General features: G+C 71.1%; 12 protein-coding genes. 3 read left to right on the top strand and 9 right to left on the bottom strand.

The genetic code is table 11. The features are described 5' to 3' along the window. Positions 1-14: 14 nt before the first annotated feature. From N8N77_RS06685 to N8N77_RS06700, 4 genes are all read right to left on the bottom strand, one after another. Complete coding sequence (locus tag N8N77_RS06685; RefSeq protein WP_261165698.1) at positions 15-2,051, bottom strand: bifunctional aldolase/short-chain dehydrogenase; 2,037 nt, start codon at positions 2,049-2,051, stop codon at positions 15-17. A 26-nt stretch (positions 2,052-2,077) separates the two neighbouring features. After that, the gene (rhaI, locus tag N8N77_RS06690; protein WP_261165699.1) at positions 2,078-3,250 is read right to left on the bottom strand and encodes an L-rhamnose isomerase; all 1,173 of its coding nucleotides are present in this window, start codon (positions 3,248-3,250) and stop codon (positions 2,078-2,080) included. Positions 3,251-3,301: 51 nt separating this feature from the next. Further along, the gene (locus tag N8N77_RS06695; RefSeq protein ID WP_261165700.1) at positions 3,302-3,664 is read right to left on the bottom strand and encodes an L-rhamnose mutarotase; all 363 of its coding nucleotides are present in this window, start codon (positions 3,662-3,664) and stop codon (positions 3,302-3,304) included. Between the two features lie 144 nt (positions 3,665-3,808). Next, a complete protein-coding gene (locus N8N77_RS06700; RefSeq protein ID WP_261165702.1) occupies positions 3,809-5,251 on the bottom strand; it encodes an L-fucose/L-arabinose isomerase family protein in 1,443 nt (480 codons plus the stop codon). Positions 5,252-5,564: 313 nt separating this feature from the next. Between N8N77_RS06700 and N8N77_RS06705 the strand changes: the two genes are divergently transcribed. Further along, a complete protein-coding gene (locus N8N77_RS06705) occupies positions 5,565-9,569 on the top strand; it encodes a glycosyl hydrolase (protein WP_261165704.1) in 4,005 nt (1,334 codons plus the stop codon). Positions 9,570-9,575: 6 nt separating this feature from the next. Here the strand turns inward: N8N77_RS06705 and N8N77_RS06710 are convergent, their stop codons facing one another. The 4 genes from N8N77_RS06710 to N8N77_RS06725 form a co-directional block, all read right to left on the bottom strand. After that, positions 9,576-10,574 carry a LacI family DNA-binding transcriptional regulator gene (locus N8N77_RS06710; protein WP_261165706.1) on the bottom strand — a complete coding sequence of 333 codons (999 nt, stop codon included), beginning with the start codon at positions 10,572-10,574 and terminating at the stop codon, positions 9,576-9,578. Positions 10,575-10,771: 197 nt separating this feature from the next. Continuing rightward, the gene (locus N8N77_RS06715) at positions 10,772-12,037 is read right to left on the bottom strand and encodes an ABC transporter substrate-binding protein (RefSeq protein WP_261165707.1); all 1,266 of its coding nucleotides are present in this window, start codon (positions 12,035-12,037) and stop codon (positions 10,772-10,774) included. Positions 12,038-12,084: 47 nt separating this feature from the next. Next, entirely contained in the window at positions 12,085-12,909 is an 825-nt protein-coding gene (locus N8N77_RS06720) for a carbohydrate ABC transporter permease (protein WP_261165709.1), read from the bottom strand. A 3-nt stretch (positions 12,910-12,912) separates the two neighbouring features. Then, a complete protein-coding gene (locus N8N77_RS06725) occupies positions 12,913-13,839 on the bottom strand; it encodes a carbohydrate ABC transporter permease (RefSeq protein ID WP_261165711.1) in 927 nt (308 codons plus the stop codon). Between the two features lie 237 nt (positions 13,840-14,076). Here N8N77_RS06725 and N8N77_RS06730 point away from each other — a divergent pair, with 237 nt between their 5' ends. Both N8N77_RS06730 and N8N77_RS06735 read left to right on the top strand, forming a co-directional pair. After that, positions 14,077-16,770 (top strand): alpha-L-rhamnosidase, encoded by a 2,694-nt coding sequence (locus tag N8N77_RS06730; RefSeq protein ID WP_261165713.1) that lies wholly within the window; start codon positions 14,077-14,079, stop codon positions 16,768-16,770. A gap of 104 nt (positions 16,771-16,874) precedes the next feature. Further along, on the top strand, positions 16,875-17,879 hold the full coding sequence (locus N8N77_RS06735; protein WP_261165714.1) for a LacI family DNA-binding transcriptional regulator: 1,005 nt from the start codon (positions 16,875-16,877) through the stop codon (positions 17,877-17,879). 114 nt (positions 17,880-17,993) lie between these two features. Here N8N77_RS06735 and N8N77_RS06740 read toward each other — a convergent pair whose 3' ends face one another. Further along, a complete protein-coding gene (locus N8N77_RS06740; protein ID WP_261165716.1) occupies positions 17,994-19,502 on the bottom strand; it encodes a DEAD/DEAH box helicase in 1,509 nt (502 codons plus the stop codon). Positions 19,503-19,657 lie beyond the last annotated feature (155 nt).

The raw sequence follows: 19,657 nt of genomic DNA on the forward strand, positions 1-19,657 counted from the left end.
CGTCGTCGGAACGCTCATCGCAGGAACGCCTGGGCCACGCCCGAGTCCACGGGGATGTGCAGACCCGTCGTGCGGCTGAGCTCCGGCCCCGTGAGCACGTACACGGCGTCGGCGACGTTCTCGGGCACGACCTCGCGCTTGAGGATCGTGCGGTTGGCGTAGAACTGCCCGAGTTCCTCCTCCTTCACCCCGTAGGTCGCGGCGCGGTTCGCGCCCCAGCCCGAGGCGAAGATGCCCGATCCGCGCACGACGCCGTCGGGGTTGATGCCGTTCACACGCACGCCGTGCTCGCCGAGCTCGACCGCCAGCAGACGCACTTGGTGCGCCTGGTCGGCCTTGGTCGCGGAGTACGCGATGTTGTTCGGCCCGGCGAAGACGGAGTTCTTCGACGAGATGTACACGATGTCGCCGCCCATGCCCTGCTCGATGAGCGGCTTCGCGGCCGCCTTGGAGACGAGGAACGAGCCCTTCGCCATGACGTCGTGCTGCAGATCCCAGTCCTTCTCGGTGGTCTCCAGCAGCGGCTTCGACAGCGACAGCCCGGCGTTGTTCACGACGAGGTCGATGCCGCCGAAGGCCAGGAGCGTCGCATCGATCGCCGCCTGCACGCCGGCGGCGTCGGCGACGTTCGCCGCGACGCCGATGGCGACATCGGCCGAGCCGAGCTCGGCGGCCACGGCCTGGGCCTTCTCCAGGTCGAGGTCGGCGACGACGACGCACGCGCCCTCCTTCGCCAGGCGCGTGGCGATCGCCTTGCCGATGCCGCTGGCGGCGCCGGTCACGAACGCGATGCGGCCCTGGTGCGTCTTCGGCTTCGGCATGCGCTGCAGCTTGGCCTCCTCGAGCGCCCAGTACTCGATGCGGAACTTCTCCGACTCGGGGATGGGCTGGTACGTCGAGAGAGCCTCGGCGCCGCGCATCACGTTGATGGCGTTGACGTAGAACTCGCCGGCCACCCGCGCGGTCTGCTTGTTGGCGCCGTAGCTGAACATGCCCACGCCCGGCACGAGCACGATGAGCGGATCGGCGCCGCGCATGGCCGGAGAGCTTTCGTCGGCGTAGCGCTCGTAGTAGGCGGCGTAGTCGGCCCGGTACTGCTCGTGCAGCTCCTTCAGCCGCGCGATCGAGTCCTCCACGGACGCCGACGCCGGCAGGTCGAGCAGCATCGGCTTGACCTTGGTCCTCAGGAAGTGGTCGGGGCAGCTCGTGCCGAGCTCGGCCAGTGCGGGCGCCTTCTCGGACGCGAGGAACTCGAGCACGACGTCGGCATCCGTGAACTGGCCGACCATCGGCTTGTCGTGGCTTGCCAGCCCACGGATCGTCGCGGCCAGAGCGGCCGCCTTGGCGCGGCGCTCTGGCTCGGGCAGCGCCTCGAAGCCGGAGCGCACGCCCCCGAACGGCTCGGCCTTGCCGTGCTCGTCGATGTATCTCTGCGCGGTCTCGATGATCCAGAGCGAGTTGCGCTCGCTCTCCTCGCTCGTCTCGCCCCACGCCGTGATGCCGTGCCCGCCGAGGATCGTGCCGATCGCCTGGGGGTTCTGCTTCTTGATCTCGGCGATGTCGAGGCCGAGCTGGAAGCCGGGTCGGCGCCACGGCACCCACACGACCTTCTCGCCGAAGATGGTGCGCGTCAGCTCCTCGCCGTCGGCGGCCGTCGCGATCGCGATGCCGCTGTCGGGGTGGAGGTGGTCGACGTGCGCCGCGTCCACGAGCCCGTGCATGGCCGTGTCGATCGAGGGGGCGGCCCCGCCCTTGCCGTGGAGGCAGTAGTCGAACGCGGCGACCATCTCGTCCTCGCGTTCGATGCCGGGGTACACGTCCACGAGCGCCCGCATGCGGTCGAGGCGTAGCGCCGCCAGGCCCGCCTCGGTGAGGGTGCCGAGGTCGCCGCCGGAGCCCTTCACCCACAGCAGCTCGACGGGCTCACCCGTGACGGGGTCGGTGTCCGTGCCCTTCGCCGAGGTGTTCCCCCCGGCGTAGTTCGTGTTCTTCGGATCAGAGCCGAGGCGGTTGCTCCGTGCGATGAGGGCCTCAACGGCGGGGTTCGTCATGTCCTCTTCCTTGTGTCGGCGGTGTCTCACGCGCCCCAGCCGGCCTGCTGGCCGCCGACGCGCTCGTTCTCGATCCGCTGCTGGTAGCCCGACTCGATCTGGGCCTTCATGGGATCGGCCGGCAGGCCGCGGGCCGCGCGCCACTCAGCGAGGGAGGGGCGCACGTCGGTGTAGAAGGCGTCCATGAAGACGGCGTTGGCGGCCAGCGGATCACCGGCCACCTGCGCCGCGCGCAGCGCCTCCTGGTCGACGAGCAGCGCGCGGGCCGTCATCTCCTGCACGTTCAGCACCGAGCGGATCTGACCGAGGATCTTGTTCTCCACGTTGTGGCACTGGTCGAGCATGAACGCCACGTCGGGGTTGTTCAGACCGCCGCCGCGGATGACCTCGAAGATGATCCGGAAGAGCTGAAAGGGATCGGCGGCGCCGACGATGAGGTCGTCATCGGCGTAGAAGCGGCTGTTGAAGTCGAAGGAGCCGAGCCTGCCGAGGCGCAGCAACTGCATCACGATGAACTCGATGTTCGTGCCGGGGGCGTGGTGCCCGGTGTCGAGGCACACCATCGCCCGCTCCCCGAGGGCCGTCACCTGGGTGTACGACGTACCCCAGTCGGGGACATCGGTGTGGTAGAACGCCGGTTCGAAGAACTTGTACTCGAGAACGAGGCGCTGCTCGTCTCCGAGCCGGTCGTAAATCTCCTGCAGCGACTCGTGCAGCCGATCCTGTCGGCCACGCATGTCCGCCTGGCCGGGATAGTTCGAGCCCTCCGCGAGCCAGATCTTCAGGTCGCGCGACCCGGTCTCGTGCATGACGTCGATGCAGGCGAAGTGGTGGTCGATGGCCTTGCGGCGCACCGCGGCATCCTCGTGTGTGAGCGCGCCGAACTTGTAATCGTCGTCCTGGAACGTGTTCGAGTTGATGGTCCCGAGGCGCACGCCCTCGTCCTCGGCGTGCCGCCGCAACGCGGAGAAATCACACAAGTCCCACGGGATGTGCAGCGCGACGGTGGGAGCGAGCCCGGTGAGGCGGTGCACCTGTGCGGCATCGGAGATCTTCTCGAACGGATCGCGGGGCGTGCCCGGGGTGGCGAACACCTTGAAGCGGGTGCCGGAATTGCCGAAGGCCCACGAGGGCAGCTCGATCGACTGCTTCTCGAGGGCCGACAGGGCCTCGGGAGCGAGGGTGGGGTGCGTGCTCACGGTGAGTCGCCTTTCTCGGTCATGCGGCGCGGGCGCCGCGGGGTCTGGGCGTCAGGCGCCTGTCGACGTCAGGCCGCGGGCGGCGGCGAGCTGCGATTCCAGGTGGAACACCTCGGGGAGGGCCGCGGCGTCTTGATCGGGGCGTCCCGTGAGCCCGATGAAGAAGTCGGCGACCGAGGCCTCCCAGCGCGCCGCGACTTCGCTGCGCGCGAGATATTCCCGCGAGGCGGCGTCGTCGTCGGTCTCGTAGAAGCCGACGAGGTGGCCGCCCCCGAGGTGGAAGATCGAGTAGCAGCGGCGACCCGAGGCGGCAATCTCCTCCAGCATCTCCGGCCAGACCGGGTGGTGCCGTGCGATGTAGTCGTCGACCCGTGCCGGGTCGACCCGCAGGGTGAAGCAGATGCGTTGGCTCATCGTCGAGTCCTCTCTCGGCCATGAATCGTTTCACAACGCCGCATCGCCTTCGAGGAAGCGACGGTGAATCGATTCAGTGCTAATGCTACCCTGGCCCGACCGCGAGGCGGTGTCAAGGGCCGCGGCGCGGCGCCGGGCCCGGCGCTACACGGTGCGGAAGTCGATGCCGAGGAGCGAAGCCGCGGCGCGGTAGTCGCCGGCGCGACTGCCGAGTGACAGCGACCAGTGGTGGCCAACCCCGGTCGCCGACCACTGGTCGACCCATTCGCCGGGATCCCGGCCGAAGTCCACGCGGCTCGTCGTGTTGCCGATCTTTAGCAGCGGTCCCGGCACGACCGTGCCCTCGGACGCCACGAACGCGAGGGAGCCGTCGCGATCCTGCCCGAGACCCAGCAGCGTCACGGGGCCATGGCGCACATCGAACTCGACGCTGACTCCCCAGCCCCGCTTTCCGTGGTAAACCCCCAGGCCCCGCAGCAGCGGATCGCGGCTCGCCACGGTCAGGTGCGCCGGCCCGTCGTGCCCCATCTCCACGACGCCGTCCTCGAAGTCCAGTGCCTGGATCTCGCAGAACGAACCGCCCGCGCCGATCACCTGCGTCGCCAACTGCGCCACGGTCGTGCGCAGCTCGTACTCGCCCGTCGCCGGGATGCCCCGGGCGGTCAGCAGCGAGGCGCCCAGGATCATTCCGGCGCCGAGACGTTCGTGCTGCTCGCCGTCCAGACCGCGGTGGTAGTACGCGAGCGTGTCGAGCGCGAAGTCGTCCACGAGGTGGTCGAGGCCCACCGACACTCTCGCGCCCCACGCGAAGTCGTCCTCGTTCACCGATCCGTCGACCCTGAAGATCTCCCGCGCGAGCGCCATCCGCTCTCGCGTCTGCGCGTCGGTCACCTGCTCGACGCGCACCCGCAGGTCGTCAAACTCCAGCACCTCGACGTGCGAGCCGAACGTCGTCGGCAGCAGCGTGAGGTCGGTCGAGACGTCGAGCATGCCGGGGTAGAGGTGCCCCATGAGCCCGTGGCGTGCGTGCCGCAACGCGGCCCGGATGTGCGCGGCATTGATCCACTGCTCGATGCGCTTCCACGCCGACTCCTGCCGCAGCCAGCCGGACACGGATCGGAACGGGATGCCGGCCCGGCGAAAGACGTTCCCGACCTCCGGCACGGGGCACTGGCCGCAGTAGGCGAGCCAGGCGCCGGTGTCGAAGGAGGCGTGGTCCATCCTCTCCGTGGGCTGCAGGTCGATGACCAGCACGGGGCTGTTCGCGCGTTGCGCGATGGGCAGCACCATCGATGAGGTGAGGTACGTCGTCAGGAACAGCACGATGAGATCGCAGTCCGCCTGCCGCAGCCTCTCCGCGGCCGCGGCGCCCTCGGGAGCGTCGGAGATGAAGCCGACGTCGGTCACGTCGGCGTCCATGCCGCGGAACCGCTCGGACACGTAGCGCGCCGACTCCTGAAGTTGGGGGAGCAGCCCGGGGAACTGTGGCCAGTACGTCCCCAGGCCCCCCGCCACGAGCCCGATCCGTGGCCTGCGGCGTGGGCGCGGTGGCAGGAGGGGGCTCACCTCACGCAGGCTCTCGTTCATCGGTGCCTCGCCTCGGGGGTGTCGGGGGAGGCCGTTCCTTTCGGGACGGCGGGCATCGCCGGGTGCGCGGCGAGCGGTCCGGGCTCGGTGGTGGTCTTCACGGGACGTCCTCGTCTCCTTCACTGCGTCGGTTGCGGGCGGGCACCGAGCGTGGCGCGCGCACACGTCGCGTGCCTCGTCCTGCCCTCGTCCCACGCCGGTGTGGACGGCCCGGCTCGGTGGCCGTAGAGTGACGATAGAGCGATTAAATCGATTTTACAATCGCCACCGGTTCCGCCGGCGGGCGCGGCGTTCAAGGAGGAACGAGCCGTCGATGACGTCACCCCATCTGCGCGCCCTGTTCGACGACCCTCCCCGCGAGTTCGGGCCGACGCCGCTGTGGTGGTGGTCCGGAGCCGCCGTCACTCCCGAGCGGCTGGCGTGGCAGATGGCACGCTACGACGAGGGGGGCATCCACAACCTCGTCGTCATCAACCTTGCACCCGCCGGGCCGCTGTTCGGGGCGCTCGCCGATGATCCCCCCTGGTTCGGGGAGATGTGGTGGGAGCGATTCGAGCAGACCTGCGACATCGCCGCCGAGCGGGACATGCGCATCTGGTTCTACGACCAGATCGGGTTCTCGGGCGCGAATCTGCAGGGTCGAATCGTGAACGAGCACCCGGAGGCGGCCGGCCGGTCCCTCCGGTTCCGACGCGTCGCCCGGCACGGCGGACGGGTGGCACTCGCGGGCAACGAACACCTCGTCGCCGTGTACGACGCGGCCGGCCGGCGCCTGGAAGCGACGCCGGACGGCCGCGTCCACGGCGGGCGCGACGGGGCCGTGCTGCAACTGGTCACGGCCGTGCCGACCGCTTTCGATTACCTCGCCCCCGAGGCTGTCGCGCTCCTGCTCGACCGCGTTCACGGCGAGTACGACAGGCGCGTGCGTGATCGGCTCGGCACGGTGATCGCCGGCAGCTTTCAGGACGAGGCGCCGGCGACGAACGCCTGGACGGCGCGGTTCGCCGAGGAGTTCCGCGCGCGCCGGGGTTACGACCTGCTCGACCATCTTCCGGCGCTGTTCGGGGGCACGTCGACGACGGAGCGGAAGGTGCGTGGCGACTACTACGCGGTGCGCGCCGCCCTCGCCGAGGAGGCGTTCTTCCGGCCGATCGGGCGCTGGCATGCCGAGCGTGGCATGCTGATCGGCGCGGACCAGTCGAACCCCGCGCGCGCGGGGTACCCCACCCAGGGCACGCAGTTGTACACCGACTACTTCCGCACGCACCGCTGGTACGGGGCCGTCGGCAGCGACCACGAGGGCGACGCGAAGGTGCACTCGTCGATGGCGCACCTGTATGACCATCCGCGGGTCTGGATCGAGTCCTTCCACTCCAGTGGATGGGGCGGCACCCTCGAGGACACGTACGACTGGCTCATGCCCTTCCTGCGAAGCGGCGCGAACCTCTACAACCCGCACGCGACGTACTTCGGCACCGCGGGAGGGTGGTTCGAATGGGCGCCTCCCTCCACCGACTGGCGCCAGCCGTACTGGCAGCAGTATCCGGCGTTCTCACGTGCCGTGGCGCGCATCGCGTCGATGATGTCGTGGGGGACGTACGACGCCGAGGTGGCGGTGCTGCACCCCACCGCCACGGCGCAGGCCGGGCTGGCGCTCGACCTGCCGGTGGACCACTTCGGCGACGGCAAGGTCGGGGGCGACGCATATGCCGGGACCGACGCCGCCCAGGAGACATACCTGGACCTCGTGGGCTCGAACAACTGGTTCCGAACGCGGGTGGGCGCGCTGGACCGGCGATGCGTGGCGTTCGACGTGATCGACGACGATTCGATCACACGCGAGCCGCTCCAGGGGTCCGCCATCCGTGTCTCGGCGCAGCGCTACCGGGCGGTCGTGCTGCCGGCCGCGGCGGTGCTCGAGGAGGCCACGGCGCGCCGCCTCGTCGAGTTGCTCGACGCGGGCGGGCGCGTGCTCGCCGTGGGAACGGGCCCGGCAATGGCGGCGGGACTCGGCGGCGATGACTCCGTGGTCGCCGCGCTCGCCGCGCATCCGCGGCTCGAGCATCATCGGGACGCGGACGAAGCGGCGCGCGCACTGGGCGGGCTGGCCGGACACGCCGTGAGCGACGTTCCGCTCCTCGTTCGCCGTGACGGGAGGGAGGCGGTCGCGCTCGTCACGGGAACGTTCCCGAGCGCGAGCGGGCCGCGTCGCACCGACGCGACAGGATCGCCCTGGGCGGATGAGACGTTCGATCCGGCGCGCTATGCCCGACGGCGGGCCGTGCGCGTGCGGGCCCGGGTGGTCGCGGCCGAGGTGTTCGACCCGGCGTCGGGGAGGCGCTGGGTCCCGCGCATCGTGCATGACGCGGATGGCAGCACGCTGAGCTTCGAGACGGGAGGGTCCCCGGGCGTCCTCGTCGCCTGGACCGAAGCGGAGGAGGCGCCCCGGGGAAGCGCGGCCACCCCGGCCCCCGGTGCCGCTGATCGGGCCGCCGAGCGCCCCATCGCGACCCCTCGCGAGGCCTGCCGCACCTCCGTGCCGATCGACGGGTGGACCGGTGAGCTGATTCCCACCCTCGACAACACCTGGGGAGACCTCGCGCTGCCGGCCGACACCGACGTCGCTGCGGTGCAGATCTGGTCGTTCGAGTGGCGGGACGGCGCCCAGCCGTGGTCGCACGCGAAGGCGACGTACGGCGATCGCGCGCGCGTCCTCGGGCCGGTTCCCGCCGAGGCGGCGCCGGACCCCATCCGTCCCCACGAGGTGCGGGACATCCTCGCTGGCCGTCGCGCGCTCGCAGAGTCGGGCGAGACCGCCGTCTGGTCGAGCAGCCGGGGCATGGCGAAGCCGGGGCGCGGCACGCTCGGCAACAAGGGACTCGTGCCCGAGGAGTTCGTGTGTGTTCCCTCACCGAAGGAGGGGGAGGTCGCCGTCGTGCGGGCGCTCGTCGCGTCCGATCTAAGCGGGGACGCGGAACTCGTCGTGGGCGCGGGTGCCGAGAAGGCGGTGTGGTGGAACGGTCAGCAGGTCGCGCGGTCCCCTGCCAACACGGTGCGGGTCCGCGTCGACGCCCGCCGTCGCGTCAACGTGCTGGAGTACCGCCTCGGTGCGAACCGCAACGGGCGCGGCGTTGCGACCGACGAGGAGCCGCTCAGAAGCTACTTCACGCTCGCTCAGCCCGGGTCCTTCCCCCCTCGGCCGGAGTTCATGCGCCCGCCCGAGGGTCTGCGCCCCGACGGATCCGTCCGCTACAGCGCCGACGTGCACCTGCCGGCCGACGCCGTGAAGGCGCGGCTGGTCGTCGGCGCCGCGGTGGGGGTGACGATCGCGATCGACGACGTCGTCGTGGCGCGGCAGGCGAAGGTCGAATACTACGAGTCGGAGTGGGGACCCGCCCCGGCGTACTTCGCGCACGAGGTGGCGGATCGGTTGCCGCTCGGGGCGCACCGGGTGACCGTGGAGGCCGAGAGCGTCGGTGTCGGCGACGTGGTGTTCGTCGACCTCGTGGCCACGACTGCGCGTGGACCGGTGTCGCTCGTGAGCGGCTCGGGCTGGTCGGTCGAGGCGGCCGGCAAGAACGCCGAATCGGTCGAGCATCTCGGGCATTGGGACGAGCCGGCCTCGACGCACGCGGCGCTCAGGCCCCACCCGCTCCCGGGCGTCGAGTGGTTGCGTGGCGCTCCGGCGCTCGGACGCACGGTGCCGGAGTTTCACGCCACCGACGACCCCGTACCGGCGCCGCAGCGCCTCCGGTTCCGGGTCCCCGCGGGGGCGGTGGAGATCGAGGTGCCGCTGCGGATCGCCGCACGCGCCACGATCGACGGACGAGACGTGCCCCTGGAAGACGGACGCATCCGCCCACAGGGGCCGCTCCCGCGCCCCGCGACGGTGGAGCTTGTCACCGACGAGACGGCCTTCCTGCGAGGCGGATCCGCACTGGCCGGGCCCGTGCGCGTCCGCACGGTCGCCGCCCCGATCACGCTGGGGGACTGGCGCGACATCGGCCTCGGCTCGTGGTCGGGAGGGGTGCGGTACACCGCGCACGTGGTCGTGCCCGGCGACGCCGCACACGCCTGGCTCGACCTCGGTCGGGTGCGGGGCAGCGTGCGGGTCGAGGTCGACGGTGACGTTGTCGCCGACCTGTTCTGTGCGCCGTTCCGCGTCGACCTGGGCGACCGGCGCGGACCCCTGCGGATCGGCGTGACGGTCAACAACACCCTGGCGCCGTTCCTGTACGAGTCCACCCCGACGGCGTGGGTGTTCCCCTCTCAGTTGGGCTCGGGCCTCCACGGGCCCGTCGTGCTGGAGACGACGTGAGCGGCGTCAGGGTGCCGAACGCCGCACGATGAGTCGCGGTGGAAACACCGACGCCTTGTGCTCGTGGGCGTCGCCACCCGTCAGCTCCGCCACGAGCGCATCGACGGCGGCCCGCCCCACCCGGTCCTTCGGCTGCTCGACCGTCGTGAGCGGCACCCGCGCGAGCTCAGCGACCTCCAGGTCGCCGTAGCCGACGACCGTGACGTCGTCGGGCACCCGCACCCCCGCGTCCACGAGGGACCGGACGACACCGACGGCGATGAGGTCGTTGGCGCAGAAAACCCCGCGGGGCGGCGCCTGGGCGAGCGCACGCCCGGCCGCGGCTCCGGCCGCTGTCGTCATCTCGGGGAGCACCAGCTCGCGGATGGCGACGCCGGCGGCAGCGGCGGCCTCGTACGCGCCGCGGCTGCGATCGCGGCACTGGGGGATCTCCGGATCGCCGTTGACGATGACGAGGTCGCGGATCCCGCTCGTCACGAGATGCTCGACGGCGATGCGCCCGCCCGCGACGTCGTCGACCGCCACCGAGCACCCCTCCTCGGGCTCGGTGACGCGATCCACGAGTACGAGGCGCGCGCCCACCATCCGCAGTCTCCTCAGCCGGTCGCGGTCGGCGCCGCGAGGCACGACGAGCACGCCGGCGGCGCGCTGCTCGGCGAGGGTGTCGAACCAGGCGAGTTCCCGATCGGCGTCGTCGTGGCTGACGCACAGCGCCACGACGTAGCCGAGACGCGCGGCCTCCTCGGTGACGGCGCTCGCGATGGCCGCGTAAAAGGGGTTGGTGATCTCGGGAACCACGAGCCCGATGAGGCGGCTCGTTCCCAGCCGCAGCGCCGAGGCGGCGCGGTTCGGCACGAAGTCGAGCTCCTCGATCGCGGCGAGGATGCGGGCGCGCGTCGCGGCCGCGACCTTCTCCGGGCGGTTCAGCGCGTTCGAGACCGTGCCGGGGGAGACGCCGGCGAGCCGTGCCACCGCGGCGAAGCCGATGTCCTGCCTGCTGCCCACGTGCATCCTCCCGAGCGAACGTGCGTCCGCCCGCCTCGAGGCTACCCCCGCGGGTCGGCGCGCAGTGCGGAGCACGACGGCCTTCCGCGAGCTCCGCGGCCCGGCGGGGCCCCGCGGAGCGCCGCAGGCGCGCGCCCGAAGCCGCTGCGCAGACGGGGCGGCGGACCCGTGGCCCGCCGCCCCGCGTCGTGGGCTGCTCAGCCCGCCGCGTATGCCTCGTCCATGCGAGCCAGCGCCTCCTCCACGGTGATGTCGCCGGCGAGCAGCTGCTGATCGACCTCGAGGTGCACCTGCTGCACGTTCGGGTTCGGCCACAGCTGATCCATGAACGGATCGGTCTTGCCCTCGGCCATGTACGTCATGAGCGGCTCGAGCGCCGGATCCACCTCGTACTCGGGGTCGAGCGCCGGGATGCCCGCGATCGAGTCGGCGTAGAGCCGCTGCCCCTCCTCGGAGGTCAGGAACTCGATGAACTGGCGCGCCTGCTCGCCCTTCTCCGTGCCGACGTTGATCGAGTAGCCGGCGCCCATCGCCGCCGCCATCCGGGTCTCGGCGGGGTCGTCCGTGGCGGGCAGCGGCTCGAGCCGCAGTTCGGTGCCCTCCGGCGCACCCTGGCGGATCATCTCGACCGAGGCGTTCACCTGCACCGAGGCGAGCGCCTCTCCCTTTGCGACGAGGTCCAGCGCGTCCTCATATCCCGTGCCGAGGGCGCTGTCCTGGAAGCAGCCCGCCTCGTTCATCTCGATGTACTTCTCGAACGCGGTCGTCCACTCGGAGTCGGCGAAGGTCGCCTCGCCGTCTGCCATCTGTTGTGCGAAGTCGGGGTTCGGCCCGTATACGAGCGTGGGGGTGAGGGCGTAAGGGATGAGCTGCACCTGCCACGGCGTCTGGCCGGCCAGCGCGAACGCGGCCTTGCCCGCCGCCTGCGCGTCGGCGCAGAGCGTGAGCACCTCGGTCCACGTCTGCGGCACCTCCAGGCCGACCTCCTCCATGACGGTGAGGTTGTAGGCGGCCCCGATGCCGGCCGAGCTGACGGGGGCGACATACGTGCCGTCCTCGAAATCGCTCAGCACGCGGTACGCCTCCGGGATCTTCTCGACGAAGTCCATGTCGCTGAGGTCCTCGACCAGACCCGCCTCCGCGACCACCTGCAGCGCCATCGGGTTGCCGTCGCCGGGCCACACGAAGAACACGTCCGGCGCCGTGCCGCTCGACAACTGCGTGCGCAGAGTGGTCTGGTAGTCGTCCGTGTCGGCGGTGGTGAGGGTGATCTCGATGCCGGTCTCCTCGGTGAAGGCCGCGGCCACGGCCTCGGCGGCCGGCTTGTCGCTCGTGACCGACGCGAAGGTGAGGGCGTCGCCCGAACCTCCGTTCCCGCCGCCCGTCGTGTCGTTGCTGCAACCGGCGACCATGCCCACCGCCAACAGCCCGACGAGGGCGGTGCCTACGACTCTGTAGCGCATTTCCTGCTCCTTTGTGGATGGATGAGCCCGCACGCGCGGCGGGACGATCAGCCCTTCAGACCGCTGGCGAAGCCCTGGATGACGGTCTTCTGGAGGATGAAGTAGACGATGAGGATGGGCGCGATGCTGATCACCAGCCCCGCGAACACGAGGTTCCACTGCGAGACGTACTGACCGACGAAGCTGTACAGCGTCACGGGGATCGTCTGCTGCCCGCTTCCCGACAGGTACAGCAGCGGTGTGAGGAAGTCGTTCCAGATGGTGACCACGTTGAGGATGACGACGGTCCCGGTGATCGGACGCAGCAGCGGGAACACGATCCGCCAGAAGGTGCCGAGCGCGCCCGCGCCGTCGATCGCCGCGGCTTCCTCGTACTCGAGGGGCACCACCCGCAGGAAGCCCGTGTACAGGAAGATCGAGAAAGGCATCTGCAGGCCGACGTAATAGAGGACGAGCCCCCAGACCGACCCGAGCAGCCCGATGTCCCGCATGGTCGTGTACAGCGGGATGAGCGCGAGCTGGAACGGAAGCAGCAGGCCCACGAGGAACGTGAAATAGAGCGCCTTCGACCACCCGCGGCCCACGCGCGCGAGCGGGTATGCGGCCAACGAGGCGCACACGACCAGTCCCAGCACGCTGACCACGGTCACGACCGCGCTGTTGACGAGGGCGTTTCCGAGATGTCCCTGCACCCAGGCGTCGGCGTAGTTCTGCAGGGTGAACGTGGACGGCAACGCAAGAGGCCCGGCCGGGTCGTTGGACTCGCGGAAGGACAGGTTCAGCAGCACATAGACGGGGATGAAGAAGACGATGGCGACCGCGATCATCACGATCTCGAGCACGCCGGTGCGCCAGGTGTAGCGATTCAGCACGGCTCACCTCCCGTTCTGGCGGATCAGGCCCGCGTACTGGATGCTCGAGAGCACCGCGACGATCACGGTCAGCACGAGGGCGATCGCGATGCCGTAGGCGAAGTCGCCGAGCTGGAACGCGTTCTTGTACAGCAGGGTCGACATCGTCTCGGTCGCCCCGCCCGGGCCGCCGCCGGTCATGACCCACACCTGGTCGAACAGCTTCAGGCCGCCGATGATGGACAGCATCAGGTTGATCGTGATCGAGGGTGCCAGCTCTGGCCGCACGACGCTCCAGAACCGGCGAACGGGTCCGGCCCCGTCCAGGTGCGATGCCTCGATGATCTCGTCGGGGATGCCCTGCAGGTTGGCGAGGAAGATGACCATCGAGTACCCGGCGTACTGCCAGATGACGACGATGCAGATCGCCCACAGTGCGACCTCTGAATCGCCGAGCCAGTCGGGCGCGATCGCCCCGAGCCCGACGGCCTCGAAGAGCTCGTTGATCGCTCCGCGCGGGGAGTACAGGTTCTGCCACAGGTAGGACGTGGCCACCGGGGTGATGATCGCCGGGGCGAACAGCAGGACGCGCAGCACGTTGCGGCTCTTGATGCGGCTGTGGACGCCGAGCGCGAGCAGCAGCCCGATGAGGTTCTGCACCACCGTGACGGTGAGCGCGATGAGGAGGGTGCGCCCGATCGCGCCGGCCGCCTTGGGGTCGTTCCACAGGCGTTCGAAGTTGCCGATGCCGATGAAGTCCCGCTCGCTGCCGAGGCCGTCCCAGTCGGTGAAGGCGAGGCCCGCGCCCTGGATGCTCGGCCAGAGCACGACGAAGACGTAGAAGGCGGCGGCGGGCAGCAGGAACAGCCAGAGGCGGTTTCTGGCGCGTGCCAGGGCGCCGGCCGGTGGCCGGCGCCGCGGTGGGGTGATCAGCGTGACGGTCGACGTCATAGCCTCGTACGACCTCCTCGTCGCAGCGGGGTGGCGCCGGGTGCGGCGCGCTAAATCGATTCAAAGCTCGGGCTGGTGACTCAACGTAGACGGCCACGACCGAGGCGTCAAGACCTGCATTGGCGCGGAGGGCGTGCTGTAGCGTGATCGTGACCGACGGATTGAATCGATTCGGCCCGTGCCGATTCGCCGCCGTCGGCAACCCCGCGCCCGTGCTTCGAAGACGAAGGACCGTCGATGACGACACCGCTGCAGCCCTACGACCTGCGCACCGAGCACCGCCGTGACCCGCTGGGGATCGACGTGCGTGCGCCCAGACTCTCCTGGCGACTGCGATCGGCCGATCCGTCCGCCCGCGGCGTCGCCCCGGCCGCCTATCGGATCACGGCCCGCGTCGGAGAGGACATCGTCTGGGACACCGGCCGGGTCGAGTCCGGTGACGGCACCGGCGTGGAGTTCGGCGGCACCCTCGCCCCGCGCACGCGGTACGACTGGACCCTCGAGGTGTTCGATGCTGCGGGCGAGGCGGCCGAGCCGGTGTCGGCATGGTTCGAGACGGGGCTGCTCGATCCCGCGGAGATGCGCGGGCGGTGGATCGGGCGCGACGTCAACGCGGACGACCCCGACGCGGTGCAGGATCCGCCCGTGGACGACGGCATCACGGCGAAGGTGCGCCACATCCCCCCGGCGGCGCATCTGCGCCGCGAGTTCGAGGTCGCCTCGCCGGTCTCGCGGGCACGCGTCTACGCCACCGCCCGCGGTGTCTACGAGCTGCACCTCAACGGCGCGCGGGTCGGCGACCACGAGCTCGCGCCGGGCTGGACCGACTACGACGACCGGATCCAGTACCAGACCTACGACGTCACCGCCGCCTTGCGCCAGGGGGCCAACGCGCTCGGGATCGTGCTGGCCGACGGCTGGTACTCGGGGTACGTCGGCTTCGACTCGCGCCGGCAGGGCAACCATTGGGGTGTGGATCCGGAGGCATGGGCGATGCTCGTCGTGGAGCACGAGGACGGCTCGGAGGCGGTGATCGTCACCGACGGATCCTGGCGGGAGTCCGCCGGTGAGATCCGCTACACCGACATGCTGATGGGCGAGTCCGTCGACCGACGCCGGGCCCTCGGCGCCTGGACGGAGCCCGGCTACGACGACGCCCGTTGGGCGCCGGCGGCGGAGTTCGGGGACGACCTGTCGCGTCTGGTCGCTCAGGTGGATGAGCCGATCCGGGTCACCGAGGAGGTCGCCGCCGTCGACGTCTCCCGCGATCCCGACGGGCGGTGGGTCGTCGACTTCGGTCAGAATCTCGTGGGTCGGGTGCGCATCGGGCTCGGCGCGCTCTCCCGGGGGCACCAGGTGACCCTGCGCCACGGCGAGATGCTGGAGGACGGCCGGCTCTATACGGCCAACCTGCGCACGGCCGAGGCGCGCGACGTCTACGTCTCGGCGGGCGAGGGGCACGACGTGTTCGAGCCGCGCTTCACGTTTCACGGGTTCCGCTATGTCGAGGTGTCCGGCCTGGACGAGGCCCCGGATCCGTCATCCGTCGTCGCGGTCGTGATCCACTCCGACACGCCGTTCGTCGGCTCGATCGAGACCTCGAGCGATGACGTGAACCGGCTCATCTCCAACATCCGGTGGGGCCAGCGCGGGAACTTCGTGGGGGTGCCGACCGACTGCCCCCAGCGCGACGAGCGGCTGGGGTGGATGGCCGATGCTCAGGTGTTCCTGCCCACGGCCGCTCTCAACGCCGACGTCGCGTCCTTCTTCACGCGCTGGCTGCACGACGTCCGCCACGCGCAGACGGCCGAGGGAGCGTTCCGCGACGTCGCGCCGGCCGTGACCGCGTTCTTCCGCCGCGACGGCGCACCGGCGTGGGCCGACGCGGGCACGATCATGCCATGGCACCTGTACCGGGTCTACGGCGACCGCCGGCTGCTCGGTGACTCCTACGACTCGATGACGAGGTGGGTCGACTTCGTGGAGCGTCACAATCCCGACCTGATCTGGGTCCACCGGGTGGGCAACCACTACGGCGATTGGCTGCAGATCGATGCCGAGACCCCGCGCCCGGTGCTGGCCACGGCCTTCTTCGCCCGCTCCGCCGAACTCACCGCCCGCGCGGCAGAGACGCTGGGGCGCGCCGAGGACGCCGAGCGTTACGGAGATCTCGCCACGCGCATCAAGCAGCGCTTCCGAGAGGCGTTCATCGCCGACGACGGGCGGATCGAGGGAGACACCCAGACGGTCTACCTCCTCGCCCTCGCGTTCGGGCTCGTCCCCGAACGGGAGCGGCGCGTGTTCGCGGATCACCTCGTCCGCACGATCGAGGCGCATGACGGGCTGCTCACGACGGGCTTCGTCGGCGTCGCGCTGCTGTGCCCCGTGCTCACCGAGATCGGCCGCAGCGATCTGGCGTTCGCCCTGTTGGAGACGGACCGTTATCCGTCGTGGCTGTACTCCGTGCGGCACGGGGCCACGACCATCTGGGAGCGCTGGGACGGCTGGACGGAGCACGCCGGCTTCCAGTCGGTGGAGATGAACTCCTTCAACCACTACTCCCTGGGGTCCGTGGGCGAGTGGCTCTACCGGCACGTGGCCGGCATCGACCAGACCGAGGATTCGGTGGCGTACGGGCGGCTCCGCGTGGCGCCGCAGCTCGGGGGCACGCTGACGAGCGTGGCCGCGTCGCACGAGACCGCACGCGGACGCGTCGCGACGGCGTGGCGCCGCGACGGGGATCGCGCGCGCTTCGACCTGGAGGTGCCGCCCGGTGTCGTGGCCGAGGTGACGCTGCCGGCCGTTGCCGACGTGACCGAGGGCGGCGTCCCGCTGCCCCGCGCCGACGGGGTCGACGACGTGCGGAGCGTTCCCGGAGGGGTGACGTTCACGGCCGCCTCCGGTCGCTACGCGTTCGACTTCGCGGTCTGAGGGCTCGGAGCCCTCAGGAGCCGGCCCTCGGTGTGGGGGGGCGGGATGAGTCGATTCATTCGCGCGGGATCACGCGCGGTAGGGTGCGAGTTCGGGAGGTGGCGATGGTCGTCAGCATCCGCGACGTCGCGGCGCGCGCCGGGGTGTCGGTCGGGACGGTGTCGAACGTGCTCAACCGCCCCGACGCGGTGTCGGCGACCACCGTGGAGCGCGTCCGCGAGGCGATCGCAGAGCTCGGCTACGTGCGCAACGACGCCGCGCGGCAACTGCGTGCCGGCCGCAGTCGCAGCATCGGCCTCGTCGTCCTCGATTCCGCCAATCCCTTCTTCGCCGAAGTCTCCCGCGGTGCCGAAGAGGAGGCAGCGGCTCACGGGCTCGCCGTCCTTGTGGGCAACAGCGACGAGCGGCCCGAGCGCGAGGCGGGGTATCTCGAACTGTTCGAGCAGCAGCGCGTGTCGGGGGTGCTCATCTCACCCATCGCCGAGCGGTTCGACATGCTGCTGCGGTTGCGCGACAACGGAATCCCGGTGGTCCTCGTCGATCGCGCCGCCCCGGGGTCCGGGCTGTCGTCGGTGGCCGTCGACGACGTGCGCGGCGGCTATCTCGCCGCCCGGCACCTCGTCGAGACCGGCCGCCGGCGCATCGTCTACGTCGGGGGACCCCAGACGCTGCGCCAGGTCGCCGACCGTCTCGCGGGAGCGAGGGCCGCGATCGCGGAGGCCGCCGGCGCGCAGCTCGAGATCGTCACGCGGCCGTCGCTCTCCGTGCTGGAGGGCAGGGCTGCCGCGCAGGAGATCTTGGCGCGCCCCGCGCGGGACCGTCCCGACGCGGTGTTCGCCGCCAATGATCTGCTCGCCACGGGCGCGCTGCAGGCGTTCGTCATGGACGGCTCGGTGAGGGTGCCTCGCGACGTCGCGCTCATCGGCTACGACGACATCGACTTCGCGTCGTCCGCCATCGTGCCCTTCTCGTCGGTGCGCCAGCCCAGCCGCCTGATCGGCGAGACGGCCATGCGCATTCTGCGCGAGGAGACGACGGGCGCGGCCACCGAGCCGCGCGACGTCCTGTTCGAGCCCGAGCTCATCGTCCGCGCCTCCACCGCCGGCTGAGCCTGCAGAGCCTGCTGTTCCGGCCGGCCTCGCCTGGCGGCGCTCGCCCGGCCGGAACGAGCGAGCCGAAGGCGAGGGCCGTCAGCCCGCACCTTCGGCTCGCGCCGGTTCGGCTCAGCCCTGAGCGCGTCGGTTGGTGCGCGGCGCGGACGACCCCGACGACGTGCTGTACACCGCGGGGGCACCCGACCTGCCGCCGGCACCCTGGCCGGTGCGGCGCTGGCCCTGGCCGGCGCCGGCGGAGCCCTGACCGGATCCGCCGCGGCGGCGGCGGGAGCCCGAGCGGCCGGAACCGCCCTCCCGCGGCGTCTGAGAGGCGACGTCGCCCGAGCGCGCGGCGCGCTTGCGGCGGGCGTTGGCGCCCTGCGACTGTCCGCCGCCCGTGGCACCGGGCGCCGGCGCGTTGCCCGCGCCGGGCAGGCCCGCACCGGGGGCGACGTGCGGGGCGACCTCGCCGATGAGCGAGACGACCGCCGGGTGGGACGGGGTGACCGCCTGAGGCTGCACCGAGATCGCCGCTCGACGCAGCAGATCCCTCGTGTCGCGGCGCTGGGCAGGGAGCATGATCGTCACGACGTCACCGGAGGACCCGGCACGGGCCGTGCGGCCGCTGCGGTGCAGGTATGCCTTGTGCTCGGCGGGCGGATCGACGTGCACGACCAGCTCGATGCCGTCCACGTGCACGCCGCGAGCCGCGACGTCGGTGGCGACGAGCACGCGCACCGCGCCGGAGGCGAAGTCGGCGAGGTTGCGGTCGCGCGCGTTCTGCGACAGGTTGCCGTGCAGGTCGACGGCCGGGATGCCCTTGGCCGTCAGCTGGCGGGCCAGCTTCTTGGCCTGGTGCTTGGTGCGGGTGAACAGGATGCGCCGGGCGGCTCCCGAAGCGAGAGCGAAGACGAGGTCGTTCTTGGCCTCGGCCTCCACCTCGAAGACGTGGTGCGTCATGTCCGGCACCGGCGACTCCGCGGAGTCGATCGCATGGTGCACCGGGTTGCTCAGGAAGCGCGTCACGAGCTTGTCGATGCCGTTGTCGAGCGTCGCGGAGAAGAACATGCGCTGCCCGCCCGCGGGCGTCTGCGACAGCAGGCGCGTCACGCCCGGCAGGAAGCCGAGGTCGGCCATGTGATCGGCCTCGTCGAGCACCGTCACGGCGACGCGGTCGAGGCGCACGATCTTCTGCGAGATGAGGTCCTCGAGGCGGCCGGGGCAGGCGACGACGATGTCGACCCCACCGCGCAGCGCGCTCTCCTGCGGGCGCTGCGAGACGCCGCCGAAGATCGTCGTGGTCTTGAGGCCCTGCGCCTGGGCGAGGGGCTCGACGACGCGGGCGATCTGCGTGGCCAGCTCACGGGTGGGGGCCAGGACGAGGCCCGTGGGCGCGCCGGCGCGGCGCTCGGCACCGAGAGCGGCCAGCCGGGCGACGAGCGGGATCGCGAAGGCGAGCGTCTTGCCCGATCCGGTCTTGCCGCGCCCGAGCACGTCGCGACCGGCGAGGGTCGAGGGCAGCGTGGCCTGCTGGATGGGGAAGGGGGTGGGGCGCCCTTCGGCGACGAGCACGTCGACGAGGCGGGCGGGCACGCCGAGGTCGGCGAAGGTGGGGGTCTGCGTGGTCGCAGAGGTCATGGATTCTCTTTCGGATGATCCGCGCGGCGCGCACGACGGTCCGAGGGAGCGGACGCGAGCACGCGGCGGAAGGATGGCGAACGCGGCGGAATCGCCGGTCCGTTCGCCGCGGCAGTCGCAGAGCGCAGAGGGCGCTCGATGAAGGCACGACGAGG

Origin of the sequence: Microbacterium sp. Marseille-Q6965 (genome assembly GCF_946151065.1) — a bacterium.
In the GTDB taxonomy this organism is placed as follows: Bacteria; Actinomycetota; Actinomycetes; order Actinomycetales; family Microbacteriaceae; genus Microbacterium.

What these genes read in the sequence shown, in the direction of transcription:
- N8N77_RS06730 (WP_261165713.1), top strand. Translation starts at nt 14,077, where the DNA reads ATGACGACACCGCTGCAGCCCTACGACCTGCGCACCGAGCACCGCCGT.
- N8N77_RS06695 (WP_261165700.1), bottom strand. Translation starts at nt 3,664, where the DNA reads ATGAGCCAACGCATCTGCTTCACCCTGCGGGTCGACCCGGCACGGGTC.
- N8N77_RS06725 (WP_261165711.1), bottom strand. Translation starts at nt 13,839, where the DNA reads ATGACGTCGACCGTCACGCTGATCACCCCACCGCGGCGCCGGCCACCG.
- N8N77_RS06705 (WP_261165704.1), top strand. Translation starts at nt 5,565, where the DNA reads ATGACGTCACCCCATCTGCGCGCCCTGTTCGACGACCCTCCCCGCGAG.
- N8N77_RS06715 (WP_261165707.1), bottom strand. Translation starts at nt 12,037, where the DNA reads ATGCGCTACAGAGTCGTAGGCACCGCCCTCGTCGGGCTGTTGGCGGTG.
- N8N77_RS06700 (WP_261165702.1), bottom strand. Translation starts at nt 5,251, where the DNA reads ATGAACGAGAGCCTGCGTGAGGTGAGCCCCCTCCTGCCACCGCGCCCA.
- N8N77_RS06685 (WP_261165698.1), bottom strand. Translation starts at nt 2,051, where the DNA reads ATGACGAACCCCGCCGTTGAGGCCCTCATCGCACGGAGCAACCGCCTC.
- N8N77_RS06735 (WP_261165714.1), top strand. Translation starts at nt 16,875, where the DNA reads ATGGTCGTCAGCATCCGCGACGTCGCGGCGCGCGCCGGGGTGTCGGTC.
- N8N77_RS06740 (WP_261165716.1), bottom strand. Translation starts at nt 19,502, where the DNA reads ATGACCTCTGCGACCACGCAGACCCCCACCTTCGCCGACCTCGGCGTG.